This is a genomic window from Kitasatospora sp. NPDC001119, assembly GCF_053598475.1.
Genome location: NZ_JBSFKI010000026.1, coordinates 23,095 through 48,208 on the forward strand (window position 1 = coordinate 23,095; position 25,114 = coordinate 48,208).

A 25,114-nucleotide genomic window follows, 5' to 3' on the forward strand; every position below is an offset into this window, starting at 1 on the left:
GATTCCGGCGGCACCCCGATCGGCTTTCCGGCCGCCGTGCTCCGGCCGGCCTGGTCAGCCCTTGACGCAGACGACCTGCTTGAGGTGCGCGACCACCTCGACGAGGTCCTTCTGCTGCTCGATGACCTTCTCGATGTTCTTGTAGGCGCCCGGGATCTCGTCCACCACGCCGCCGTCCTTGCGGCACTCCACGCCCTTGGTCTGCTCGACCAGGTCCTGGGTGGTGAACCGCTTCTTCGCGGCGTTGCGGCTCATCTTGCGGCCGGCGCCGTGCGAGGCCGAGTTGAACGACGACGCGTTGCCCAGGCCGCGGACGATGTAGGAACCCGTCCCCATCGAGCCGGGGATGATCCCGAGATCGCCGGAGCCGGCCCGGATCGCGCCCTTGCGGGTCACCAGCAGGTCGACGCCGTCGTACCGCTCCTCCGACACGTAGTTGTGGTGGCAGCTGATGACCTCGTCGAAGGTCACCCCGGCCTTGGTGAACTCCCGACGGACGACGTCCTGGAAGAGCGCCATCATCAGCGCGCGGTTGAGCTTCGCGTACTCCTGGGCCCAGAAGAGGTCCTGCCGGTAGGCACCCATCTCCGGGGTCTTCGCGAGGAAGACCGCGAGGTCCTGGTCGATCAGGCCCTGGTTGTGCGGCAGCGAGCGGGCGACGCCCATGTGGTGCTCGGCCAGCTCCTTGCCGATGTTGCGCGATCCGGAGTGCAGCATCAGCCAGACCGCGTCAGTCGTATCAACGCACAGTTCTATGAAGTGATTTCCTCCGCCGAGCGTCGCCATCTGCTGCATCGCCCGCTCGCGCCGCCACTTGACGTCCTCCGCGATGCCGTCGAAGCGCTGCCAGAAGTCGTCCCAGCCCGCCGTGCGGAAGCCGTGCAGCTTGGACGGGTCCACCGGGTCGGCGTGCAGGCCGCGGCCGACCGGGATGGCCCGCTCGATCTCGCGGCGCAGGCCGGAGAGGTCGTCCGGGAGGTCCTCGGCGGTGAGCGAGGTCTTCACCGCGCTCATCCCGCAGCCGATGTCGACGCCGACGGCCGCCGGGCAGACCGCGTCCTTCATGGCGATGACGGAGCCGACCGTCGCGCCCTTGCCCAGGTGGACGTCGGGCATCACGGCGAGGCCGTGCAGCCAGGGCAGGGAGCTGATGTTGCGCAGCTGCTGGAGGGCCTGGCCCTCGACGGTGGCCGGGTCGGTCCACATCCGGATCGGGACGCGGACGCCGGGTACCTCGGTGTACGACATGGGTGAACGACCTCCAGAGGTCGGGTGGTTCGGGGAAGGTGGTGCCGCGCGAGGAATCCCGGCACGGCTCGGGGAAGTTCAGGGGGTGGGGCTCAGGCGCCCGGGGCGACGGTGCAGGGGGAATACGGCCTCGGGGAGCGTCGTATGGCTTGCTCGACCCGCATGGTGACCGCCTCCCTTCCTTCGTCGCAGTTCGCACGTGCTGTGCGTCGGGGAACATCTATCCACGGAACGGGCGCGGCCCGCAACGGATTTAAAAACGCGTCCGGCCCGGCGGAGCGGGTGCTCCACCGGGCCGGACGGCAGCGGATCAGGCGTCAGCTGACGACGGTGACCTCGCCGATGCCGAGCGCCCGCACGTCGTCGGCGATCACGGCGGCGTCGCCGACCAGGACGGTGACCAGGCGGTCCGGCGGGAAGGCCGCGACGACCGCCTCGGTGGCGGCGGCGGTGGGCAGTTCGGCGAGCTGCCGGTAGACCTCGGCCTGGTAGTCGTCCGGCAGGTACTGCTCGACCTGGTCGGCCAGGGTGCCGGCGACCGAGCCCGCGGTCTCGTACTTCAGCGGGGCGACGCCGACCAGGAACTGCACGGCCTCGTCGCGCTCGGCGTCGGTGAGGCCCTCGGCGGCGAGGGTGCGCAGGATGACCCAGGTGTCGGCCAGCGCGGGGGCGGTGGAGGCGGTGTCCACCGAGCCGCTGATGGCGAGCATGGCGCGCCCGCTGCCGTCGGCGGCCGAGCGCAGCGGCTGGGCGAAGGCGCGCACGCCGTAGGTGTAGCCCTTCTCCTCGCGCAGGACGCGGTCCAGGCGGGAGGTGAGGGTGCCGCCGAGGCAGTAGGTGCCGAGGGTCTGGGCAGCCCAGACCGGGTCGTGGCGGTCGGGTCCGATCCGGCCGATGAGCAGCTGGGTCTGGACGGAGCCGGGGCGGTCCACGATGACGACGCGGCCGTGGTCGTCGCCGGTGACCGGGGCGTGGACGGACGGCTCGGCGGCCGTTCCGGTCCAGGTGCCGAGGGTGCTCTCCAGCAGCGCGGGCAGGTCGACGCCGGTGAGGTCGCCGACCACCACGACGGTGCTGGTCGCGGGGCGCACGTGGCCGTCGTAGAAGGCCTTGACGGCGGCGCGGTCGATCGACTTGACGGTGTCGGCGGTGCCTGCGCGGGGCCGGGAGAGCCGGTCGGCGGCGTCGAAGAGCTCGGCGTACAGGGCCTTGGCGGCGCGCCGGGCGGGGTTGGCCTGCTCGTGGACGATCTCGTCCAGGCGGTTGGCGACCAGCCGCTCGATCTCCGCCTCGGGCAGGGCCGGGGCGCGCAGGGCGTCGGCGAGCAGGGACAGGCCGCGCTGGAGCCGGGAGGCGGGGACCTCCAGGGAGATCCGGATGCACGGGTGGTCGGCGTGCGTGTCGAGGGTGGCGCCGGCGCGCTCCAGCTCGGCGGCGTACTCCTCGGCGCTGAGGGTGTCGGTGCCCTCGCTGAAGGCGCGGGCGAGGATGCCGGCGACGCCGTCGAGGCCCTCGGGCTCGGCGGCGAGCGGGACGTCGAGCAGGACCTCGACGGCGACCAGCTGCTGGCCGGGCCGGTGGCAGTGCAGGACGGTGATGCCGTTGCCGAGGGCGGCCCGCTCGGGGGCGGGGAAGTCCCAGGGGCTGGGCGTGCCCGGCCGGGGCTGCGGGTGGAAGGTCATGGCGGGGACGTAGTCGGTGCTCATACGGCGGCACCCTCCTCTTCGGAAGCGGCGTCGGAGTCGGCGTCGGTCTCGGCGGCGGCGGTCGGCTCGTAGGCGAGGACGGCCCGGTTGTCGGGGTGGAGCCGGGCCTTGGCGATGGCCTGGACCTCCTCGGCGGTGACGTCGAGGACCTTGGGGAGGGCGTCGTTGAGCAGCTCCGGGTCGCCGAACAGGACGGCGTAGCGGCACAGTTCGTCGGCCCGCCCGGCGACGGTGGTGAGCCGGTCGAGCCACTCGCGCTCGATCTGGGCCTGGGCGCGTTCGAGCTCCTCGGCGGTGGGGCCCTCGGCGGCGAAGCGGGCGAGCTCCTCGTCGACGGCGGTGCCGATCTGCTCGATGGTGGCGTCGCCGGAGGTCTTGACGTCGAGCCAGCCGAGGCTGGGGGCGCCGGCCAGCCGCAGCAGGCCGAAGCCGGCGGCGACGGCGGTGCGGTCACGGCGGACCAGCCGGTTGTAGAGGCGGCTGGACTCGCCGCTGCCGAGGATGGTGAGGGCGAGGTCGGCGGCGTCGGCCTCGCGGGTGCCGTCGTGCGGGAGGCGGTAGGCGGCCATCAGGGCGCGGGAGGGGACGTCCTCGTGGACGTCCTCGCGGATCTCGCGGCCGATCGTCTCGGGGAGCTCGCCCGAGCGCGGGGGCTGCTTGCCGTCGTGCGCGGGGATGGAGCCGAAGTACTTCTCGACCCAGGCGACGGTCTGCTCGGGGTCGATGTCGCCGACGATCGAGAGGACCGCGTTGTTGGGCGCGTAGTACGTCCGGAAGAACGTCCGGGCGTCCTCCAGGGTGGCCGCGTCGAGGTCGGCCATGGAGCCGATCGGGGTGTGGTGGTACGGGTGGCCGTCGGGGAAGGAGAGCGCGGTGAGCTTCTCGAAGGCGGTGCCGTACGGGACGTTGTCGTAGCGCTGGCGGCGCTCGTTCTTGACGACGTCGCGCTGGTTCTCCATGGACGTCTCGTCGAGCGCGGCGAGCAGCGAGCCCATCCGGTCGGCCTCCAGCCAGAGCGCGAGCTCCAGCTGGTGGGTGGGCATGGTCTCGAAGTAGTTGGTGCGCTCGAAGCTGGTGGTGCCGTTGAGCGAGCCGCCGGCGCCCTGGACGAGCTCGAAGTGCCCGTTGTTGGTGACGTTGGCCGAGCCCTGGAACATCAGGTGCTCGAAGAGGTGGGCGAGGCCGGTGCGGCCCTTGACCTCGTGCCGGGAGCCCACGTCGTACCAGAGGCAGACGGCGGCGACCGGGGTCAGGTGGTCCTCGGAGAGGACTACGCGCAGGCCGTTGGCCAGGCGGTGCTCGGTGATGGCGATGCCTCGGCTGGAGGCGGGGGCCGGGTTGGCCATGCGCTCGGGTCCTTCCCGTCGTCGATGTCGGGGGTTCGTGTGGCGTCCCCCATTGTGGTGCAACGTGCGGGAGCCGTGTTCGTGTCCGCGCGGACGGGGCCGTTCGCCAGGGGCGGAAGAGGGCCGCTGACCGGGAGTGTCGGCCCGAGGGTCCACAATGGGGGCGCCGCGCCCTGTCGACGGCGCCCGGTTGACGGGTCCGGCGGCGGGACGGTGCGGAGACGAGCGACGACCGCCCCCCGGCGTTCGGCGACCGACCGAGACACAGCCAGCGACACGTAAGGGAGCCCCGCCGCGATGGCCCGCCGCAGTTCGCAGACCCCGCCGCCCGGAGACTTCGAGGAGCGGATCCTCGACGTCGACGTCGTGGACGAGATGCAGGGCTCCTTCCTGGAGTACGCCTACTCGGTGATCTACTCGCGTGCACTGCCCGACGCGCGGGACGGCCTGAAGCCGGTGCACCGCCGGATCCTGTACCAGGCCAACGAGATGGGCCTGCGCCCGGAGCGCGCGCACGTGAAGTGCGCCCGCGTGGTGGGCGAGGTGATGGGCCGGCTGCACCCGCACGGCGACCAGTCGATCTACGACTCGGTGGTGCGCATGGCGCAGCCGTTCTCGATGCGGCTGCCGCTGATCGACGGGCACGGCAACTTCGGTTCGCTGGGCAACGACGACCCGCCGGCCGCGATGCGCTACACCGAGTCGCGGCTGACGGCCGCCTCGATGGCGATGGTGGAGTCGATCCACGAGGACACCGTCGACTTCGGCCCCAACTACGACGGCAGCGAGCAGGAGCCGCTGGCGCTGCCGGCCGCGTTCCCCAACCTGCTGGTGAACGGCGCGACGGGCATCGCGGTCGGCATGGCGACGAACATGCCGCCGCACAACCTGTCCGAGGTGGTGGCCGCGGCCCGGCACCTGATCAAGCACCCGAACGCGGACCTGGACACGCTGATGCGGTTCGTGCCCGGTCCTGACCTGCCGACCGGCGGGCGGATCGTGGGCCTGTCGGGCATCCGGGACGCGTACGAGTCGGGCCGCGGCACGTTCAAGATCCGGGCGACGACGACGGTGGAGGCGGTGACGGCCCGCCGCAAGGGCATCGTGGTCACCGAGCTGCCGTACAACGTCGGCCCGGAGAAGGTCATCTCGAAGATCAAGGACCTGGTCAACGCGAAGAAGCTCCAGGGCATCGCGGACGTCAAGGACCTGACCGACCGCGAGCACGGGCTGCGGCTGGTCATCGAGGTGAAGAACGGCTTCGTGCCGGAGGCGCTGCTGGAGCAGCTGTACAAGCTGACGCCGCTGGAGGAGACCTTCGGCATCAACAACGTGGCGCTGGTGGACGGGCAGCCGCTGACGCTGGGGCTCAAGGAGCTGCTGGAGGTCTACGTCGACCACCGCTTCACCGTGGTGCGCCGGCGCAGCGACTTCCGCCGCCGCAAGCGCGAGGAGCGGCTGCACCTGGTCGAGGGCCTGCTGGTCGCGCTGCTCGACATCGACGAGGTCATCGCGATCATCCGGTCGAGTGACAACGCCCAGCAGGCGAAGGAACGCCTGATGGAGCACTTCTCGCTGTCGGAGACGCAGACCGCGTACATCCTGGACACCCCGCTGCGGCGGCTGACCCGCTTCGACCGGGTCGAGCTGGAGCAGGAGAAGGAGAAGCTGACCTCCGAGATCGCGGACCTGACCGAGATCCTGGAGTCGGACACCAAGCTGCGCAGCGTGGTGTCGTCCGAACTGGGCGCGGTGTCCAAGCAGTTCGGCACCGAGCGGCGCACGGTGCTGCTGGAGGCGGGGGCGGTGCCCTCGGCCGCGCTGGCCGTGCCGCTGGAGGTCGCGGACGACCCGTGCCGGGTGCTGCTGTCGTCGACGGGCCTGCTGGCGCGGACGGCGGACGGCGAGCCGTTCGAGGAGTCGGAGAAGCGGGCGAAGCACGACGTGATCGTCTCGGCGGTGCACGCGACGGCCCGGGCGGACGTCGGCGTGGTCACGTCCGCGGGCCGGGTGCTGCGACTGCCGGTGATCGACCTTCCGGCGCTGCCGCCGACACCGTCGCCGACGCTGGCGGGCGGGGCCGCGGTGGGCGAGTTCCTGCGACTGGAGGACGGGGAGCGGGCGCTGGCGCTGACCACCCTGGACGAGTCCTCGCCGGGGCTGGCACTGGGCACGCTGCAGGGCGTGGTGAAGCGGGTGGTGCCGGAGTGGCCGGCGAACAAGGACGAGTTCGAGGTGATCGCCCTCAAGGAGGGTGACGAGCTGGTGGGCGCGGTCGAACTGCGCACCGGCGAGGAGGACCTGGTCTTCATCGCCTCCGACGCCCAACTGCTGCGCTACCCCGCGGGCCAGGTGCGTCCGCAGGGCCGCCCGGCGGGCGGCATGGCGGGCATCAAGCTGTCGGACGGCACGCGGGTGCTGTCCTTCACGGCGGTGGACCCGGCGGCGGACGCGGTGGTGGTCTCGGTGGCCACGGCCACGGGCACGCTCTCCGACGACGAGCAGACCAGCTGGAAGGTCACCCCGTTCGAGCAGTACCCGCGCAAGGGCCGCGCCACCGGCGGCGTGCGCTGCCAGCGCTTCCTGCGCGGCGAGGACGCCCTGGCCTTCGCCTGGGCCGGCGCCGCCCCGGCCCGCGCCGCCACCGCCAAGGGCGCCCCGGTCGACCTGCCCGAGCGCGACCCGCGCCGCGACGGCTCCGGCACCCCGGTCACCACCCCGATCGCGGTGGTCGCCGGCCCGGCGTAACGGCTCCCGCCCGAGCGGAGGGGCACCGGACGATGTCCGGTGCCCCTCCGCTTTTTCGTGCCCGCCCGGCCGGGGATGCGGAACGGTGATCACCATTTCCCGGCCATGGCCCGAACTTTGCCCTCCCATGGGTTAGGTTCACCGAACAGGTGTGCTCGACACCTCGTCACCAGCCTTGGGGGGCATGGCAGTTGGCTGAGGAATTCAAGATCGACATGGGCCGGATGAGAACGGTGTCCAAACAACTCGACGAATGCGGCACCCGCATGGGGGCGGTCGCCAAGAGCCTCGAGAACCTCGGCAAGGGAAAGCAGTTGGGCACCGCACGGCTCGACGCGGCGTGCAAGGGCTTCGAGGACCACTGGCACGGCGGCATCGGCCGGATGGCCAAGCTCGCCCACGGCCTGCGCGAGGGCCTGGACGCGACGCTCAAGAACTACGGGGAGAACGAGCAGGGCACGGCCAAGGGATTCGGCGCGACCTGAGCCGACCAACAGGGGGACTGACTTTCCACCATGAGTGACAAGAACTGGCCGGGCCTCGGCTTCTGCCCGGCCCCGGGGGACCTTCCGGCCATCGCCAAGATGTACGCGGACGTCGACGCCGTCGCCCGCGAACTGGAGGAACTGCGCCACACCCTCGCCGACCTCGGCTCCGACGGCAGCGCCTGGCAGGGCGAGGCGGCCCGCAACTTCGCGGGAAAACTGGGCGAACTGCCCAAGTACCTCACCCAGGGCCACGATTCGATGGCCGCCTGCTCCCGGGCCCTCAAGGCCTGGCACACCCAGCTCACCGGCCTGCTCGCCAACGGCCGGACGATGGAGGCCCAGGCCGTCGAACTGCGCTCCCGGCTGGGTGACATGAACGTCCAGTGCTACGCTGCGGGAAAGGCCCTCGACGCCTCCGCGCAGTCCACCGACGCGGCGGCCCAGTCGAAGGCCAAGGCCGACTTCGAGGCCAAACTCCAGGCCCAGCAGCAGCTCGCGCACCAGCTCGACGAAGTGGTCGCGAACGGCCACAAGCAGCTCGCCGACCACAAGAACAAGGCCGAGGCGGCCGCCAAGGCGATCATGGAGGCGTCCCGCCACCACCCGCCGGACCCGAGCTTCTTCAAGCGGATGCTGGACAAGGTGGAGCACGCCTGGCAGAAGTCGCTGGACTTCCTCGCCGAGCACGCGGACGACTTGTCCAAGATCTCAGCCGTGCTGGCGATCGCCGCACTGGCGGTCCCCGTGGCGGGCCCACTGCTGGGCGCCGCGGCCATGCTGACCAGCGCGGCCGCGATGGCCGGGCACGGCATCGCCAAGTCCCGGGGCCAGGACGTCTCCTGGCTGAAGATCGGACTGGACGGACTCGGGGTGATCCCGGGTGTCGGCGCCATCAAGGGCTTCGCCACCGCCGGGAAGTCGATCACGAAGGTCCAGGGCGTCGGTGTCGTCAACAAGGTGATCCGGGCCCCGATCCGGAACGTCAGGACCTCGGTGGCGGCCGAGGGGGCCGGCGCCGCCGAACGCACCTCGGCCGCCGGCGCGGGCCTGTTCGAGAAGACCATGAACCCGATATCGACCAAGCTCATCGTCGGCGGGCTCAAGAAGGCGGGCGTCGCAGTGGACCCCCGCACGGTCACGATCACGAACAAGGCGAACGGGCTCGCCTACGGTTTCTACCAGGACGGCGAGAAGGAGAAGGCCCGGGCGTCCCACGTCGAGGCCCCGGGACCGCTTCCGAAGCCCGCGTACCGACCGGCGTCCGCGCCGTTCCTGAACGCCGTCGGCTGAGAGGACAGGCGCATGGTCAAGGACGTCAACGTGACGCTCCCCGTCTCGGGCGGACAGCTCGCCGGCGTGCCCGAGGTGGCCGAGGCGGCACGGCGGGCCGAGGGCCTGTACGGGGTCACCCTGCTGAACGATGATGTGGCCCGCAATGTGGTGATCCGGCACCTGCGGATGCGGGACCAGCAGGACTGGCACGACGAGGCCGGGGCCATCCTCGTCCTCGGGGGGATCATGGTCGCCGCGATCATCGGCTTCTCGATGAAGTCGCCGGTGGAGCCGCGGGAAGTGGTCGGCATCGTGGCGGCGATCCTGGCGATTCCGGCCGGAATCGCGATCTGGGTGCGGGGCCACGACCACGGACACAGCAAGCAGACTGCCTCGGTGCACTTCACCGCGTACCTCGGGCTGCTGAACCAGGCCAGGCGCGCGGGGCTGACGGTCCGGATCCCCGCCGAGTGGGGATCCGATGCCGAACGGGCCTCGTGGGACGCGGACGCCCAGCCCGCTCCGCAACCGCAGCCACCGGCCGCGTATCCCACCGGTCCGGGCCCGTACACCCCCGTTCCCCCGCCCTCTGTCGCTGCGCGGCCCGGCTCGTGGTGGCCGCCCGACGCGGTGATCGACCCCGCCTTCCCGGTACTGCCGCCCGCCGCGCTCGCACAGCACTGGCCGCTGGCCACCCGGGCCCGTGAACTCGGTGCCCCGCACGGCCTCGACTTCCTGGACGAACAGGCGGTCCGGGGCCTGCTCACCGCGCAGCGGCGCACCGTCCGCCGGAGACTGGTGTGGACCAATGTCTCCGCCCTGGTCTTCTGCCTGGCCGTGCTGGTCGGCTTCCTCGGCTCGGACTTCAGCTATTCCGAGCAGCGCCGGCAGTCCATCCTCGTCATCGGCGGCCTGGTGGCCTTCTGCGCGCTCACCGCCCTCCCCGCGCTGAGGGCGCACTGGACCTGGCACCGCTCCGGTCTTCGCGACCGTGCCGCCGCCTACCTCGACCTGCTCGTCGAAGCCCGCGCGTACGGCGTCCCGGTCCCCGTCCCACCGTCCTGGCTGGACGTCCGCAACCGGATCCGCAAGCCGTCATGACCTCCCAGGAAAGCTCGATGCCCGACATACCGACGGCCTACCGTCCCGCCGAGGACGCGCGGCTCCAGATCCGCTTCGTCGTCCCGCCCGCCTTCCACGAGGTGCCGGTGCTCGGCACCGACGACCAGGTGGCCGAGGAGCTGTGGGAGCTGGTCTGCGAGGTGCTGGCCTCCCAGCCCGAGGAGGTGCGGGTGCGCTGGGCCGTGGCACTGGCCGGGCTGATCCCGTCGATGGCCGAGGCCGGGGTGATCCACGCCGGGATGTGCCTGGTGGACGTGGACGGCCGACCGAGCACCGCGTCGATCACGGCCTCGGTCTGCCCGCTGGTCGGCACCGACTACCCCGGCGCGGTGGACTTCCTGCTCACCCGGCTGGCCCTGTCCCGTCCGGAGGCGGAGGTGACCGCGGTCGAGCTGCCGGCCGGGCGGGCCGTCGCGGTGATCGACGCGGTGGCGACCGCGGTGGACGACGGGTCGACCCCGCTCGACGGCCTGGCGGTCCCGCTCGTCGACGGGGTGCTGACCACCTCGGTGATCCAGGTGCACCTGCCGCTGCCGAACGAGTCGCAGCTGCTCTCGCTGGAGCTGAGCACCCCGTGCCCGGAGGACTGGGTGCTGTACTCGGAGCTGTTCGCGGACGTCGTCCGCAGCATCCACCTGGAGTTCGCCGACCTCCCGACCGTCTCCGAGCCGATGTACGACACGGTGGACGAGGAGGTCGCGCAGCGGGTGAAGGCCGCCTTCGGGTGATCGAGTGAGGGTAGCCTTGCCGGCGTGAGCACTTGTGCGACCGTGTCGCGTGAACTTTCGGAGCCGCTGGCCGCGACGGCGGCGGTGGCGAGCACCTGGCTGCTGGTGGAGCAGAACGGGCCGTGGGGCGCGAAGGCGCTGGGCGAGAGCCATCTGGACGCGGCGGTGGGGCGGGCGCTGGAGGCGGCCGCGGCCGGGACGGGCGTGCGGGTGGCGCTGATCCGGCGGCCCGGGCGGCACGCCGACTGCCTGCCGACCCCGCGCCACGAGGTGCTCGTGGCGCACACGGTGCCGGGCCGCGACTGGGTGCGCCGGGCGGCGGTGGCGGATCCGGCGGAGCTGCTGGGCCTGGACTTCGCGGCGCTGGGCGCCGGGGACCACACCGGCTTCGGTGCGGAGCACGTCGGCGGCCCGGTGGCCCTGGTGTGCACCAACGGGCGGCGGGACCGCTGCTGCGCGCTGCTGGGCCGTCCGCTCGCGGCGGAGCTGGCGGCGGCCGGGCACAGCGAGGTGTGGGAGGTCACCCACCTGGGCGGGCACCGCTTCTCCCCCACGATGCTGGTGCTGCCGTACGGCTACGCGTACGGGCGGCTGACGCCGGAGACCGCCAAGGAGGTGCTGGCGGCGACGGCGGCCGGGCACACGGTGCCGGAGTGGTCGCGCGGCTGTTCGGGCTGGGAGCGTCCGGGCCAGGCGGCCGAGCACGCGGTGCGGCTGGCGACCGGCGAGACCGGGGTGGACGCGTTGACGCTCGTCCAGCGGCCGGACGGTGAGCGCCGCTGGCTGGTGACGGTGCTGCACCGGGACGGCCGGTCCTGGGAGGTGGACGTGATCGAGACGGTGAGCGAGCCGGCGCGTCCGGAGAGCTGCGGCAAGGCGGCGGGGACGCCGTCGCGGATGGACGTGCTGTCCGTACGAGGGGTCTGACGCACAACGGCCCCGCGCCCGTGGGGGTGGGCGCGGGACCGCTGTCGGCGGCGGGGCTCAGCCGGCGGCCTTGGCGACGAACTCCGTGGTGTAGGTCTTCGCCAGGTCGATCGACCCCTCCTTGCCCTTCACGTCCGGGTGGAACGCGGCGAGCACCGAGAGCACCGTCTTCGGCCCGTCGGCCGGCATCACGCCGTCCGTGGTGAACATCGGCAGCGTCGCCTTGATCGCCGCCGCGTACTGCTCGGCGCCGCCCTGGGCGTAGTCGGCGGGCATCTTCGCGGCGATCTCCTCGGGGCTGTGGGTGGACATCCACGTGAGGGTCTTCACGAAGGCGTTGGCGAGCTTCTGGGTGGTGTCCTTGTTCTTCTCCACCCAGTCGGTGTTCATGTACAGCGACGAGGACGGGTAGAGCCCGCCGAGCGCCTCGCGCGAGCCCTCGGGGGTGCGCATGTCGTAGAGGACCTTGCCGAGGCCCTTGTCCAGGACGGCGGCGACGGTCGGGTCGGTGGTCATCCCGGCGTCGATGCTGCCCTGCTGGAGCGCGGCGATGAAGGTCTGGCCGGCGCCGACCGCGATCGGGCTGAACTCGCTGACGGCGGTGCCGTTCTTGACCGCGAGGTACTTGGTGAGGAAGTCGGTCGAGGAGCCGAGGCTGGTGACGCCGAGCTTCTTCCCCTTGAAGTCGGCGCCGGACCTGATCGCGTCGGCCTGCTTGCTGGAGACCACCTCGACCTCGCCGGGCGCCTGGGCGAACTGCACCACGGACTCGACCTTCTTGCCCTTGGCCTGGAGGTCGATGGTGTGGTCGTAGAAGCCGACGGCGCCCTGGACGTCCCCGGCGAGCAGCGCGGTGGTGGCGTTGACGCCGGCCGGTTCGGTCATCAGCTCGACGTTGACGCCGGCCTCGGCGAAGTAGCCGAGCCGCTGGGTGAGCATCGCGGGCAGGTAGATGACCTTGTCCAGGCCACCGACCATGATCTTGACCTTGGGCCCGTCGACCTGCTGCCCGGCGGGGGCGGCGACCGCGCCGTGTCCGGCGGTGGCGGCGTCGTTGGCGCAGGCGGAGAGCGGGAGGAGCAGGAGGGCGGCGAGGGCGGCGGCAGCCGTTCTGCGCATGGGTGGGGGCCTCTCTTCGTACGGGCGGGGGAGGTTCAGCGGCCGTCGCCCGCGTCGGCGGGCTTCCAGCGGAACAGCTTCTTCTCGGCGAAGGTCAGCAGCCCCTCGGTGAGCAGCGCGACGACGGCGAGGATGGTCATGGCCGCGTACACGCCAGCCGCGTTGAAGGTGCCCTGGGCGGCCGCGACGAGCAGGCCGAGGCCCTTGGTGGCGCCGATGTACTCGCCGACGATGGCGCCGATCAGCGCGAAGCCGAAGCTGACGTGCAGGCTGGTGAAGATCCAGGTGGTGGCGGCGGGGATGACCACCTGGAGGGTGACCCTGCGGTTGTCGGCGCCCAGGATGCGGGCGTTGGCGACGAGGTTGCGGTCGACCTCGCGGGCGCCCTGGAAGGCGTTGAAGAACACCGGGAAGAACACCAGCACCACCGCGGAGGCGACCTTGGAGGCCGGGCCGAGGCCGAACCAGATCAGGAAGATCGGCGCGAGCACGATCCGCGGGATCGCGTTGAGCACCTTGATGTACGGCCCGAACACGTCGGCCAGGAAGCGGATCCGGCCGAGCGCGATGCCCAGCAGCACGCCGCCGATGACGCCGATCACCCAGCCGGCGAGGGCCTCGTACAGGGTGTAGCCGATCTGCTCGCCGAGCGAGCCCTGCGCGGTGCCGTGGGTGACCCACTGCCAGATCTGGTCCCAGATCCTCGACGGCTGGGAGAAGTTGAACGGGTCGATGACGTCGGTGCGGGCGCAGACCTCCCAGAGCCCGAGGAAGGCGAGCAGCACCGCGACCCGGGCGCCGTAGACGACCAACCGGCGGTTGCGGGCGGCCCGTTCGCGGGCCTCGGTCCTCGTCGTGACGGCCGGGGGCTTCCCGGCGCCGGCCGACGCGGCTCCCGGCGCGGCTCCCGACACGGACTCGGGCACGGAATCGGACGCGGTCTCAAGCGGCACGACCCGCTCCTCTCTCCCGGGTGATGCGCACCTCTTCGCCGAGCGAGGCCCAGATCTCGCGGTACAACTCGACGAACCTCGGCTCCAGCCGGACGGCCTCCACGGTGCGCGGGCGCGGCAGGTCGACGGTGAAGACCTCCTTGACGGTGGCCGGTCCGGCCGTCATGACGACGACCCGGTCGGCGAGCGCGATGGCCTCGTCCAGGTCGTGGGTGACGAAGACGACCGACGAGCCGGTGCCGGCCCACAGCTCCAGCAGCTGGTCCGACATCAGGGCCCGGGTCTGCACGTCCAGGGCCGAGAACGGCTCGTCCATCAGCAGGATCGCCGGGTCGTTGACGAAGGTCTGGGCGAGCGCGACGCGCTTGCGCATGCCGCCGGACAGCTGGTGCGGGTAGCGGTCCTCGAAGGCGGCCAGGCCGACCCGGCCGAGCCAGTCCCGGGCCCGTTCCCTGGCCTCGGCGGCGGGCACGCCGCGGAAGCGCGGGCCGGCCATCACGTTGGACAGGACGGTGCGCCAGGGGAAGACGGCGTCCTGCTGGAAGACGAACCCGACCTTGGGGTCGATCCCGCGCACGGGCTCGCCGTACACCCGGACCTCGCCCTCGGTGGGCTCCTCCAGGCCGCTGACCAGGGTCAGCGTGGTGGACTTGCCGCAGCCGGTGGGGCCGACGACGGCGACGAACTCGCCCTGGGCGACGGTCAGATCGAGATCGCGGACGGCGGTGTGCAACGCCCCCGAGGGGGTGCGGAAGCGTTTGGTCGCGCCGGTCAGCTCGATCGCCGGGGTCTCGGTCATGCATTCCTCCCGGTTCTGTGCTTGCCCCGGAAAGGTAGGAGCGGGCCCGGCCCCGGCGGGAGCCTTCTTCGCGTAGTGCGACTTCTCCGCATAGAGGGGTGTTCTGCTCGTTTTGCTTGCGCTACAACTGCGGGGACGCGGCTGACAGAAACAGCGCGGAAACATAGGGTGTCCCGACCCACCCCACCGGAGGCGCCCCCACCCCGCTCCCGCTCCCGCTCCCATCCCCGCTCCCGGACATCCGATTCCCCCGCAGCCGCCGAGAGGAGGCCCGGATGAAGCTCGCCCGCCGGCCCCGCCGGGTCTTCGCCCAGCTGCTGCTGAGCCAGACCGTCGTCACCGTCGGTGTCACCGCCGTGACCGCCGGACTGTTCCTGGCCCCGGTCAGCAGCGAGCTGGACCACGACGCGATGCAGCGGGCGCTGTCGATCGCCCAGGCCACCGCCACCGACGAGAACATCGCCCGGGCCGCCGCCGGCCGCGACGTGGTGGCCGCGCAGCGCAACGCCGAGCAGATCCGGCTGGCCACCGGCGCCAGCTTCGTCGTGGTCACCGACCTGGACGGCATCCGGCTCTCGCACACCGACCCGGGCCGGATCGGCCAGCGGGTCAGCACCGACCCGGAGCCCGCCCTCAGCGGCCGCAGCGTCACCGCCATCCAGCAGGGCACCCTGGGCCGCACCGCCCGGGGCAAGGTGCCGCTGCGGATGGCGGACGGCCGGATCGTCGGCGAGGTCTCGGTCGGCATCAGCGACGACTCGATCCGCCGCCGGCTGCTGAAGATGCTCACCGGGATCCTGCTGTGCGCGGGCGCCGGCCTCGCCGCCGGGACGCTCGCCACCCTCCTCCTGGCCCGCCGCCTCAAGCGCCGCACCCACAACATCGCGCTGGCCGACATCTCCGCGCTGCTGGTGGAGCGGGAGGCGATGCTGCACGGCATCCGCGAGGGCATGGTGGCGCTGGACGAGCACGGCCGGATCCGGCTGGCCAACGACGAGGCGTTCCGGCTGCTCGGCCTGCCCGAGGACTGCGCCGGCCGCCCGATCGGCGCGGTGCTGCCGCCGGGCCGGCTGGCGGACGTGCTCGCCGGGCGGATCGCCGGCGCCGACCTGCCGGCCGTCCGGGACGACCGGGTGCTGGTGGTCAACCGGACGGCCACGCCCGAGGGCGGCGCCGTGGTGACCCTGCGGGACCGCACCGAGCTGGAGTCGCTGGTCCGCGAGCTGGACACCACCCGCAGCCTGACCGAGGCGCTGCGGGCCCAGGACCACGAGCACGCCAACCGGATGCACACCCTGCTGGGCCTGCTGGAACTGGGCCGTCACGAGCAGGCGGTGGCGTTCATCTCGGAGCAGTCCGGCTCGCACGCGGTGGTCGCGGCGCGGATCGCCGAGCAGGTGCAGGACCCGCACGTGGCGGCGCTGCTGGCGGGCAAGAGCGCGGTGGCGGGCGAGCGCGGGGTGCGGCTGGCGCTGGCCCCGGCGGCGCACCTGCCGGACGCCGTGGTGGACGCCCGGGCGCTGGTGACGGTCCTCGGCAACCTGATCGACAACGCGGTGGACGCGCTGGCCGCGGGCGGCGGGGGCCGGGTGGAGGTGAGCCTGGCGGCGGCCGGCCCGACGCTGCTGCTGCAGGTCGCGGACAGCGGCCCGGGCGTGCCGGAGGAGCTGCGCGAGCAGGTCTTCGAAGAGGGGTGGAGCAGCAAGGACGCGCCCGCGCACCGTCCGCGCGGGCTGGGGCTGGCGATGGTGCGGCGGCTGGTCGAACGGACCGGTGGCCGGATCGTGCTCGACACCGGGCCGCTCGGCGGCGCCCGGTTCACCGTCGAGCTGCCCGAGGCCCTGCTCACCACCCAGCTCGTGGAGGCGTGATGATCGACGTACTCGTGGTGGACGACGACTTCCGGGTCGCGGACGTGCACGCCGCCTACGTGGCCAAGGTCCCCGGCTTCCGGGTGACCGGCACCGCGCACTCGGCCGGGGAGGCACTGGCCGCCCTGGAGCGCCGACCGGTGGACCTGCTGCTGCTCGACCACCACCTGCCGGACGAGACCGGCCTGGCCCTGGTGCGCCGGCTGCGGGAACGCCAGGTGGCCTGCGACGTGATGATGGTGACGGCCGCCCGGGACGTGTCGACGGTGCACGCCGCGATGCAGCACGGCGCGCTCCAGTACCTGGTCAAGCCGTTCACCTTCGCCGGGCTGCGGGAGAAGCTGGTGGCGTACGCCCAGCTGCGGCACGCGCTCGCCGCCCCTGCCCGGGAGGCCGGCCAGGACGAGGTGGACCGGCTGTTCGCGACCCTGCGCAGCGCCGCCGCCCCGGCCGGGCCGCTCCCCAAGGGCCACTCGGCGCCCACCACCGACCTGGTGATGGGCGTCCTGCGCCGGGCCGGCCGGCCGCTCTCCGCCCAGGAGGTCGCCGACGCCACCGGGCTGAGCCGCTCCACCGCGCAGCGCTACCTCAAGCAGCTGGAACGGGACAGCCGGCTGCGGCTGACCCTGCGGTACGGCGACACCGGCCGCCCGGAGCACCGTTACGGCCTGGCGGCCCGGGCGTAGCCGCTCCGGTCGGGGCCGATGACCGCCGGACCGGGCCCGGACAGGGGGGAACCCCGGCGGCCCCAGGCCCGCCGGGGTTCCCCGGGCGCGACGGCTCAGGCCGCGCCCGCACCGGTGAGAGCACGTACCTCCAGCTCGGCGAACCGGTCCGGGTCGGCGGGCTCGGACGAGGTGACCGTCCCGAGCCACCCGGCGAGGAAGCCGAGCGGGATGGAGACGAGGCCCGGGTTCTCCAGCGGGAACCAGTGGAAGTCGAGGCCGGGGAAGAGCGCCTCGTGGGAGCCGGACACCACCGGCGAGAAGAACACCAGCACGATCGCCGGGACCAGCCCGCCGTACACCGCCCAGACCGCGCCGCGTGCGGTGAACCGCGACCAGAACAGGCTGTACAGCAGCACCGGCAGGTTCGAGGAAGCGGCGACGGCGAAGGCCAGGCCGACCAGGAAGGCGACGTTCAGCTGCTGGGCGAAGAGGCTGATCACGATCGCCGTCGCACCGATCCCGGCGGCGGCGAACCGGGCGACCACCACCTCCTGCTGCTCGCTGATCCCGGACACCGACTCCTCCGACCGGGAGGCCGGGACGGTCTCGCCCCGACGACGGCGGCCGCGACCGTTCTTCGCCTGCTCGCGGGCGGGCCGGGCGCGCCAGGCGCCGGCCCAGACGTCGTGGGCGAAGGCCGCCGAGGAGGCCAGGGTGAGCCCGGCGACCACGGCGAGGATGGTGGCGAAGGCGATCGCCGAGATCAGGGCGAACAGCACCACCCCGCCGGTGCTGCCGTTGCCGCCGCCGAGCACCAGGGCGAGCAGCGGAACGGCGGTGTTCCCGGCCGAGTTGGCGTGCCGCACCTCGGCCGAGCCGATCAGCGCGGTGGCGCCGAGGCCGAGCACGATGGCCATCAGGTAGAAGCTGCCGACCAGGCCGATCGCCCACATCGTGGAGCGGCGGGCGGCCCGCGCGGTGGGCACGGTGTAGAAGCGGGACAGGATGTGCGGCAGGCCCGCGGTGCCGAGCACCAGGGCGAGGCCGAGGCTGACGAAGTCCAGCCGGCTGGTGAGGCTGCCGCCGTACTTGAGCCCGGGCTCCAGGTAGCGGTGCCCGGCACCGCTGTGGTCGGCGGCCTGGCGCATCAGCTCGCCGAGGTCCCCGTGGAAGCGGACCACCAGCAGCACCGTCAGCAGCACCGAACCGCCGGTCAGCAGGAAGGCCTTGATGATCTGGATCCAGGTGGTGGCCCGCATCCCGCCGATGGTGACGTAGACGATCATCAGGGCGCCGACCGCGATGATGGTCCAGGTGCGGGCGTGCGGGCTGCCGGTGCCGAGCAGCAGGGCGACCAGCGAACCGGCGCCGACCATCTGGGCCACCAGGTAGAGCAGGGTGACCACGACGCTGGCGCCGCCGGCCGCGGCGCGCACCTTGCGGCGGCGCAGCCGCAGCGCGAGCACGTCGGCGAGGGTGTACCGGCCGGCGTTGCGGACGAGTTCGGCGACCAGCATCAGCACGACCAGCCAGGCGACCAGGAAGCCGATGCTGTAGAGCACGCCGTCGTAGCCGTAGAGCGCGATCAGCCCGGCGACGCCCAGGAAGGAGGCCGCGGACAGGTAGTCGCCGGAGAGCGCGAAGCCGTTCTGCAGCGGGGTGAAGTCGCGGCCGCCGGCGAAGAAGTCCTCGGCGGCGTTGCCCTGGCGGCCGACCCAGAGGGTGACCCCCAGGGTGACCAGGACGACGACGGCGAACAGCGCGATGGCGAGCGAGTGGTGGTCGCCGGTGGGGGCGACCGGGGGCGGGGTGGCGGTCGACACCACGGTCCGCGCGGCGGTCCTCACGGCGGCCACGGCCGCGTCGGTGGGCACGGTGGCCATCAGGGTCGTCATCGCAGCTGGTCCTGGGTGTCCCAGCGCAGGCCCAGGGCGGCGCGGTCGCGCTTGGTCCGGGCGTTGCGGGCGTAGAGCCAGGCGAGCAGGAAGGTCGAGGCGAACTGCAGAAGTCCCAGCAGCCAGGCCACGTTGAGCGGGCCGGCCACCGCGCGGCGCATCAGGTCGGGGGCACCGGCCTGGGCGGCGACGTACAGCAGGTACCAGGCGAGGAAGCCTCCGGTGATGGGGAAGACGAAGGTCCGGTAGCTGCGGCGGATCTGCCGGAAGGCCGCGCTGGCCTGGACCTCCCGGTAGACCTCGGTCCGGTCGGCGACCGGTTCCTCGTCCCGTGGCGCGAGGGACCCGAGGGGTGCGTGCGGTGCGGCCGGGGCCGCTTGGTCGACGGGGGTGCTCTGGGCGAACGGCTCGACGGCGGGCCCGTGGATCGGTGCGCCGACGGCCACAGGCTCGCCGACTGCCTCTGCCGACCGGTCCGGACGGGTGTGCTCCGTACGGATGGGGCCCGACTGCGCCGGTACCGCCGACCGGCGGTGCGCAGCCGATGGCTCGGCGGGCTCAACGGGGGTGCCGGCGGCCGGAGCGGCCCACCAGTCGAATCGCTGCCCCTGGCCGGGGCTGCTCGTCTGCTGCTGTGGCACTGATGCTCCTGGACGGCCGGATGTTCTGACCCGAACCATGATGGCGGCCCTAGGACAACGCCTCTGACCATCGCAGATACGTTCACTCGATGAGGTGATCGATCATCCGACAGACACTCATCGGACTACTGCTGCGTCCCGGTGATTCCGTGTCGGAAGGCGTAGGCGACCGCCTGAGCCCGGTCCCGTACCGCGGTCTTGGCGAACAGATTGTTGATGTGGGTCTTCACGGTGGCCTGGCTGACGAACAGCCGTTGGGCGATCTCCGCGTTGGACAGCCCCTGGGCGATCAGCGCCAGCACCTCGGCCTCCCGGACGGTCAGCCCGTCGGGCAGCTCCCCCGGCCGGCCGACCGGCGGCCCGGCGGCCGGTCCGGAGCCGCCGGGCTGCTCCGAAAGCCTTTCCAGCAACCGGAGTTGGATCTGCGGGGAGAGCCCGGCGGCGCCCGAGCGGACGTCCGCGATGGCCCGGGCGATCTCCTCGCCGCCGGCGTCCTTGGTGAGGTAGCCGCGCGCCCCGGCCTGGAGCGCCGGGAACAGCGATTCGTCGTCGGCGTAGGTGGTGAGCACCACCACCTCGGTCTCCGGGTGCGCCGTGCGGATCCGCCTCGTCGCCTCGACGCCGTCGCAGCGCGGCATCCGCAGATCCATCAGCACCACGTCCGGGTGATGACGCTCCACCAGGGCGACGGCCTCCTCCCCGTCACCCGCCGCACCGACCACCTCGATACCGGGCAGCAGCCCCAGCAGCATCACGATGCCCTCGCGCACCACCGTCTGGTCGTCCGCGACCAGCACCCTGATCGCCGGTTCCGTCATGCCGGCACCCGCAGCAGCACGCGCCACCCTCCGTCCTCCGGGCCCGCCAGCAGCGTGCCGCCGAGCAGTTCCGCGCGTTCGCGCATCCCCAGCAGACCGTACCCGCTGCCGCTGGCCGCCAGCTCCCCCGACGCCGGCTCGGCCGCGGACGGGCCGCGCGGCGGCCGGGTGTTGCGCACCTCCAGCTCCACCACGCCGTCCAGGTAGCGCAGTTCGACGGCGCAGCGGGCGCCGGACGCGTGCTTGCGGACGTTGGTCACCGCCTCCTGCGCGGTGCGCCGCACCGCGAGGGCGGCCTCGGCGGCGAGCGGCCGGGGCGTGCCGGTGACGGTGAGGGCGGCCCGCTCCCGTCCGGTCAGCTCCACCAGGAACTCCCCGACCGGGGTGAACTCCCCGCGCAGCGCGGACAGCGCCTGCCGGGTCTCGGCCAGCCCGTCCTGCGCCATCCGCCGGGCGGCGACGACCCGTTCGCGGACCTGCTCGCGGTCCGTCCCGGCGTCCAGCATCAGCCGGGCCGCCTCCAGGTGGACGAGCTGCGCGGAGAGGCTGTGGGCGAGCACGTCGTGGATCTCCCGGGCGATCCTGGCCCGTTCGGCGAGCGCCGCGCTCTCCGCCTCGGCGGCCCGGGCGGCCCGCTCCTGGGCGAGCAGCAGGCGGGCGGTGCCGCGCGCCTCGATGTCCAGCCGCAGCAGGAAGCCGACCAGGACGGACCCTCCGATGGTGGCGGCGATGCTGAGCCAGCTCGCCGGGGAGGCCGCCGTGTACGAGCCCAGCGCGACCGCCGCGGCGCACAGCGCGGGCGCGGGCGGCAACCGGATCAGGGCCGTCACGGCCAGCCCGATCCAGAGGAAGTCGGCCAGCGTGTAGGCCAGCCCCTGGTTGGCGAGCCAGCCCGCGCCGACCAGGCCTGCGGCCAGCAGGTACGAGGCCGCCGGGCGCTGCTCCCGGGTGACCCGCAGGTACCCCGCGCTGAGGGCGAAGGCCGCGGCCAGCCCGGCCGCCGCGGCGGCCGCGGCCCAGCCGGCGTACCGGCCGCCGGAGAAGGTCCCCCAGCCGACGACGACCACCAGGACGGTCCGGCCGAACACGGTGAGGACCCGCCGCGGCCGGCTCTCGTCCTCGCGGCCGATCCCTTCCCGGGACGGCCAGCGGGTCCAGTACCACCCGGCCACGGGGGCCTCCTCGATGCTCACGGCGGCGGGTCAGCGCAGTCCGGCGGCGGTCCGCGCGGGCTCCAGCGTGCGGGCCCTCCAGTTCACCACGACGGAGCGGACCAGCAGCAGGACCGCCATGCCCAGCAGCAGCGTGCTGCCCGCCTGGTGGACGTGCAGGGCCGAGCCGACCGCGTACAGGCCGATCCGGATGGCGATCATCCCGCACCAGGCGGCCACGGTGGCCTTGGTGCCCTTGACCAGGACGCCGCCGTCGGGGGCCCGCCAGATCCGTACGGTCCAGCCCCAGACCGTGCCCATCGCGAGCACGGCGACGAGGCCGGCGACCAGCAGCGTGGCGGAGACCGCGGTGTGCTGGTGGTCGACGAGCTGCGGGTCGCGCAGCGCGAGCGCGCCCAGGACCAGCGGCAGCAGCCAGAACCGGCGCTCGGTGTCCAGCCGCTGGACGCGCATCTGGCGCCGGACCACCAGGACCACCACCGCGATGACCACGAGGATGTTGGCGATGGAACTCATCGGATTCTCCGTCCCGAGGAGAGGCTTCTTGCTGACCTCTCCGACGCTACGGATCCGGCGCTTCCCGCTGATCGGAGCCGGGGTGGAGCACGGGTGGAACCGGCGGCTCGAGGGCCCTCCACCCGTGGGTGGAGGGCCCTCGCGTACGGCCGGGAATCAGGCGTCGATGCGGGAGCGGTCCAGGGTGGCCGCCGAGTCCACGATGAACTCCTTGCGCGGGGCGACGTCGTTGCCCATCAGCAGGTCGAAGATCCGCTCGGCCTGCTCCAGGTCGCCCAGGTTGATCCGGCGCAGCGTGCGGTGGCGCGGGTCCATGGTGGTCTCGGCCAGCTGGTCGGCGTCCATCTCGCCGAGGCCCTTGTAGCGCTGCACCGGCTCCTTCCAGCGCTGGTTCTTGCGCTGGAACTCCAGCAGCGTGGAGCGCAGTTCGGCGTCGGAGTAGGTGTAGTGGTACTTCTCCTGGCCGCGCTTGGGACTGGTGAGCTCGATCCGGTGCAGCGGCGGCACGGCGGCGAAGACCCGGCCCTGCTCGACCATCGGCCGCATGTAGCGGTGGAACAGGGTGAGCAGCAGGGTGCGGATGTGCGAGCCGTCGACGTCGGCGTCGGCCATGAAGATGACCCGGCCGTAGCGGGCCTGGTCGATGTCGAAGGTGCGGCCGGAGCCGGCCCCTATCACCTGGATGATCGCGGCGCACTCGGCGTTCTTGAGCATGTCGCTCACGGACGCCTTCTGCACGTTGAGGATCTTGCCGCGGATCGGCAGCAGCGCCTGGAACTCGGAGTTGCGGGCGAGCTTGGCGGTGCCGAGCGCGGAGTCCCCCTCGACGATGAACAGTTCGCTGCGGTCGACGTCGTCGCTGCGGCAGTCGGCCAGCTTGGCGGGCAGCGAGCTGGTCTCCAGCGCGGTCTTGCGGCGCTGGGCCTCCTTGTGCTGCCGGGCGGCGACCCGGGTGCGGGCGGCCGCGACGACCTTGTCCAGCACGGCCCGGGCCTGGAGCTTCTGGTCCTTCTTGGCCGAGGTGAGGAAGGCCTTGAGCTCCTTGGCGACGACGGCGGCGACGATCCGGTTGGCCGCCGAGGTGCCGAGCACCTCCTTGGTCTGGCCCTCGAACTGCGGCTCGGCGAGCCGGACGGTGACGACGGCGGTGAGGCCCTCGGTGGCGTCGTCCTTGGTGATGTCGTCCTCGGCGACGCGCAGCAGCTTGCTCGCGCGCAGCGCCTCGTTGACCGTCTTGGCCAGCGAGCGCTCGAAGCCGGTGATGTGGGTGCCGCCCTTGGGGGTGGCGATGATGTTGACGAAGGAGCGCAGGGTGGTGTCGTAGCCGGCGCCCCAGCGCAGCGCGATGTCCACGCCGAGGTGGCGGGTGACCTCGGTGGGGGTCATGTGGCCGAGGTCGTCCAGGACCGGCACGGTCTCCTTGAAGGTGCCCTCGCCGCGCAGCCGCAGCACGTCGCAGACCGGCTTGTCGGGGGCCAGGAACTCGCAGAACTCGGCGATGCCGCCGTCGTAGCGGAAGACCGTCTCGTCGATCTGCTCGCTCTCGGTGAGCCGCTCGTCACGCACCACGATGGTCAGGCCGGGGACCAGGAAGGCGGTCTGCCGGGCGCGGCTGTGCAGCGTCTCCAGGGAGAGCTTGGCGTCCTTGAGGAAGATCTGCCGGTCGGCCCAGTAGCGGATCCGGGTGCCGGTGCGGGTCTTCGGCACCTTGCGGGTCCTGGTCAGGCCGTTGCCGGCCTCGAAGGGCGCGTCCGGGCTGGTCTCGGTGAAGATGCCGGGGGTGCCGCGGCGGAAGCTGATCGCGTGGGTGTGCCCACTGCGGTCGACCTCGACGTCGAGGCGGGCGGAGAGCGCGTTGACGACCGAGGCGCCGACGCCGTGCAGACCGCCGGAGGCCGCGTAGGAGCCGCCGCCGAACTTGCCGCCGGCGTGCAGCTTGGTCATCACGACCTCGACGCCGGACAGCCCGGTCTTGGGCTCGACGTCGACCGGGATGCCGCGCCCGTTGTCCCGGACCTCGACCGAGGAGTCGGGGTGCAGCACGACGTCGATGCGGTCGCAGTAGCCGCCGAGCGCCTCGTCGACGGAGTTGTCGATGATCTCCCAGAGGCAGTGCATCAGACCGCGGCTGTCGGTCGAGCCGATGTACATGCCGGGGCGCTTGCGGACCGCCTCCAGGCCCTCCAGGACGAGCAGGTGCCGCGCGGTGTAGTTGGAACCGTCGTCGCCGGCCAGCAGCGCGGACGGCACGGTCGTTTCGGCACTCACGCGGCACTCTCCTCGGTGAAGATCTGTCTCATCGGTCACATCCGGACGCATCCGGACCAAACGCCAGTGCAGCACGCCGCACCGACACCCGTCGCCCTGCGTGCCCGAACCCGTGCGCCGGGTGCACAGCACGACGGACCGGCCCCGCGCAGCTTGTACGCGCTGCGCGAACAAGCACCGCACCCGGGTGTGGGCCCCGGGGGCGCCATCTCCTCCCGGTACCACCGGTCCTGGCGGATCGTGGGGCCCGGCGCAGGCTCCGGAACTGCCGTTATGCAGGCTACCGGGGCCCGGGACGGGGCTTATGCTCCAACCCGGCAGAGGATTATGCTACGCGGACCTCGCACCCGATCCCGATCGGGCGTTCGAGCGAAGGGCGGATCCCGGAATCCGGCACGCATGAACCACCGGCGCCCGGGGCACGTCCTCATCAACACAGCAGAATCCTCAGAGAAGAAAAGCCACGAGCGGGAACGTTTTCGGCCTGGTTGGATGTTGACCCTGGTACGACAGCTCGTCGAGCTAGAGAAGAGGCGACGTGACTACTGTTCTGACCCCTGCGAGCCCGCTCACCGCGGCTGACCGCTGCGACCGCTGCGGCGCCCAGGCCTACCTGCGCGTCGTACTCGCCAGCGGCGGAGAGCTGCTCTTCTGCGCCCACCACGGCCGGAAGTTCGAGCCCGAGCTCAAGAAGATCGCCGTGGAGATACAGGACGAGAGCGGCCGTCTCACCACCGCGACCACCGTGACGGCCACCGACGACGAGCGCTGATACAGGGCGCCACCAACAGCAGCCGGCCTCGAGCTGT

The 25,114-nt window shown here is 72.4% G+C and carries 21 protein-coding genes; 9 read left to right on the forward strand and 12 right to left on the reverse strand.

The window, feature by feature from the left end; genetic code table 11:
• Positions 1 to 54 precede the first annotated feature (54 nt).
• The 3 genes from ACWDD9_RS28895 to ACWDD9_RS28905 all read right to left on the reverse strand — a co-directional run bounded on the left by ACWDD9_RS28895 (position 55) and on the right by ACWDD9_RS28905 (position 4,300).
• Positions 55 to 1,248, reverse strand: coding sequence for an RtcB family protein (locus ACWDD9_RS28895; RefSeq protein WP_449813179.1), 1,194 nt, complete (start codon positions 1,246 to 1,248; stop codon positions 55 to 57).
• A 317-nt stretch (positions 1,249 to 1,565) separates the two neighbouring features.
• A complete protein-coding gene (locus ACWDD9_RS28900) occupies positions 1,566 to 2,930 on the reverse strand; it encodes a M16 family metallopeptidase (RefSeq protein ID WP_074005706.1) in 1,365 nt (454 codons plus the stop codon).
• Between the two features lie 20 nt (positions 2,931 to 2,950).
• Positions 2,951 to 4,300, reverse strand: a complete 1,350-nt coding sequence (locus tag ACWDD9_RS28905) for a M16 family metallopeptidase (RefSeq protein WP_049653313.1) — start codon at positions 4,298 to 4,300, stop codon at positions 2,951 to 2,953.
• A 297-nt stretch (positions 4,301 to 4,597) separates the two neighbouring features.
• Here ACWDD9_RS28905 and ACWDD9_RS28910 point away from each other — a divergent pair, with 297 nt between their 5' ends.
• From ACWDD9_RS28910 to ACWDD9_RS28935, 6 genes are all read left to right on the forward strand, one after another.
• A complete protein-coding gene (locus ACWDD9_RS28910; protein ID WP_449813180.1) occupies positions 4,598 to 7,048 on the forward strand; it encodes a DNA gyrase/topoisomerase IV subunit A in 2,451 nt (816 codons plus the stop codon).
• Between the two features lie 191 nt (positions 7,049 to 7,239).
• Entirely contained in the window at positions 7,240 to 7,533 is a 294-nt protein-coding gene (locus ACWDD9_RS28915; RefSeq protein ID WP_147409165.1) for a type VII secretion target, read from the forward strand.
• Positions 7,534 to 7,563: 30 nt separating this feature from the next.
• Positions 7,564 to 8,826, forward strand: a complete 1,263-nt coding sequence (locus ACWDD9_RS28920) for a WXG100 family type VII secretion target (protein ID WP_449813181.1) — start codon at positions 7,564 to 7,566, stop codon at positions 8,824 to 8,826.
• A 12-nt stretch (positions 8,827 to 8,838) separates the two neighbouring features.
• Positions 8,839 to 9,909 carry a hypothetical protein gene (locus ACWDD9_RS28925; protein ID WP_449813182.1) on the forward strand — a complete coding sequence of 357 codons (1,071 nt, stop codon included), beginning with the start codon at positions 8,839 to 8,841 and terminating at the stop codon, positions 9,907 to 9,909.
• Between the two features lie 17 nt (positions 9,910 to 9,926).
• Positions 9,927 to 10,658 carry a hypothetical protein gene (locus ACWDD9_RS28930; protein ID WP_449813183.1) on the forward strand — a complete coding sequence of 244 codons (732 nt, stop codon included), beginning with the start codon at positions 9,927 to 9,929 and terminating at the stop codon, positions 10,656 to 10,658.
• A gap of 24 nt (positions 10,659 to 10,682) precedes the next feature.
• Complete coding sequence (locus ACWDD9_RS28935; RefSeq protein ID WP_117489758.1) at positions 10,683 to 11,585, forward strand: sucrase ferredoxin; 903 nt, start codon at positions 10,683 to 10,685, stop codon at positions 11,583 to 11,585.
• A gap of 57 nt (positions 11,586 to 11,642) precedes the next feature.
• Here the strand turns inward: ACWDD9_RS28935 and ACWDD9_RS28940 are convergent, their stop codons facing one another.
• The 3 genes from ACWDD9_RS28940 to ACWDD9_RS28950 are packed head-to-tail and all read right to left on the reverse strand — an operon-like array spanning position 11,643 to position 14,456.
• A complete protein-coding gene (locus tag ACWDD9_RS28940) occupies positions 11,643 to 12,704 on the reverse strand; it encodes an ABC transporter substrate-binding protein (RefSeq protein ID WP_074005667.1) in 1,062 nt (353 codons plus the stop codon).
• A gap of 35 nt (positions 12,705 to 12,739) precedes the next feature.
• Positions 12,740 to 13,657: an ABC transporter permease gene (locus tag ACWDD9_RS28945; RefSeq protein ID WP_375876178.1), complete on the reverse strand. Its 918-nt coding sequence runs from the start codon at positions 13,655 to 13,657 to the stop codon at positions 12,740 to 12,742.
• Positions 13,647 to 14,456, reverse strand: a complete 810-nt coding sequence (locus ACWDD9_RS28950) for an ABC transporter ATP-binding protein (RefSeq protein ID WP_049650781.1) — start codon at positions 14,454 to 14,456, stop codon at positions 13,647 to 13,649. Before ACWDD9_RS28950 ends, ACWDD9_RS28945 begins: the two co-directional genes overlap by 11 nt.
• Before the next feature lie 275 nt (positions 14,457 to 14,731).
• On the opposite strand from ACWDD9_RS28950, the gene ACWDD9_RS28955 reads away from it, so the two are divergent.
• Positions 14,732 to 16,327 (forward strand): sensor histidine kinase, encoded by a 1,596-nt coding sequence (locus ACWDD9_RS28955; RefSeq protein WP_117489753.1) that lies wholly within the window; start codon positions 14,732 to 14,734, stop codon positions 16,325 to 16,327.
• A complete protein-coding gene (locus tag ACWDD9_RS28960; RefSeq protein ID WP_049650784.1) occupies positions 16,327 to 17,013 on the forward strand; it encodes a response regulator in 687 nt (228 codons plus the stop codon). The genes ACWDD9_RS28955 and ACWDD9_RS28960 overlap by 1 nt, the downstream gene beginning before the upstream one ends.
• Before the next feature lie 95 nt (positions 17,014 to 17,108).
• On the opposite strand, the gene ACWDD9_RS28965 is transcribed toward ACWDD9_RS28960, so the two are convergent.
• The 6 genes from ACWDD9_RS28965 to ACWDD9_RS28990 all read right to left on the reverse strand — a co-directional run bounded on the left by ACWDD9_RS28965 (position 17,109) and on the right by ACWDD9_RS28990 (position 24,305).
• Positions 17,109 to 18,890: a solute symporter family protein gene (locus ACWDD9_RS28965; protein ID WP_234348313.1), complete on the reverse strand. Its 1,782-nt coding sequence runs from the start codon at positions 18,888 to 18,890 to the stop codon at positions 17,109 to 17,111.
• Positions 18,887 to 19,336 carry a DUF485 domain-containing protein gene (locus ACWDD9_RS28970; protein ID WP_181970691.1) on the reverse strand — a complete coding sequence of 150 codons (450 nt, stop codon included), beginning with the start codon at positions 19,334 to 19,336 and terminating at the stop codon, positions 18,887 to 18,889. The genes ACWDD9_RS28965 and ACWDD9_RS28970 overlap by 4 nt, the downstream gene beginning before the upstream one ends.
• 320 nt (positions 19,337 to 19,656) lie before the next feature.
• Positions 19,657 to 20,349, reverse strand: coding sequence for a response regulator (locus tag ACWDD9_RS28975; RefSeq protein ID WP_049650785.1), 693 nt, complete (start codon positions 20,347 to 20,349; stop codon positions 19,657 to 19,659).
• Entirely contained in the window at positions 20,346 to 21,521 is a 1,176-nt protein-coding gene (locus ACWDD9_RS28980; RefSeq protein WP_449813184.1) for a sensor histidine kinase, read from the reverse strand. Before ACWDD9_RS28980 ends, ACWDD9_RS28975 begins: the two co-directional genes overlap by 4 nt.
• Before the next feature lie 30 nt (positions 21,522 to 21,551).
• A complete protein-coding gene (locus ACWDD9_RS28985; RefSeq protein WP_449813185.1) occupies positions 21,552 to 22,037 on the reverse strand; it encodes a DUF1453 domain-containing protein in 486 nt (161 codons plus the stop codon).
• Positions 22,038 to 22,193: 156 nt separating this feature from the next.
• A complete protein-coding gene (locus tag ACWDD9_RS28990) occupies positions 22,194 to 24,305 on the reverse strand; it encodes a DNA gyrase/topoisomerase IV subunit B (RefSeq protein WP_049650787.1) in 2,112 nt (703 codons plus the stop codon).
• A gap of 538 nt (positions 24,306 to 24,843) precedes the next feature.
• On the opposite strand from ACWDD9_RS28990, the gene ACWDD9_RS28995 reads away from it, so the two are divergent.
• Positions 24,844 to 25,077, forward strand: a complete 234-nt coding sequence (locus ACWDD9_RS28995; RefSeq protein WP_049650788.1) for a DUF7455 domain-containing protein — start codon at positions 24,844 to 24,846, stop codon at positions 25,075 to 25,077.
• The last annotated feature ends 37 nt before the right edge of the window (positions 25,078 to 25,114 follow it).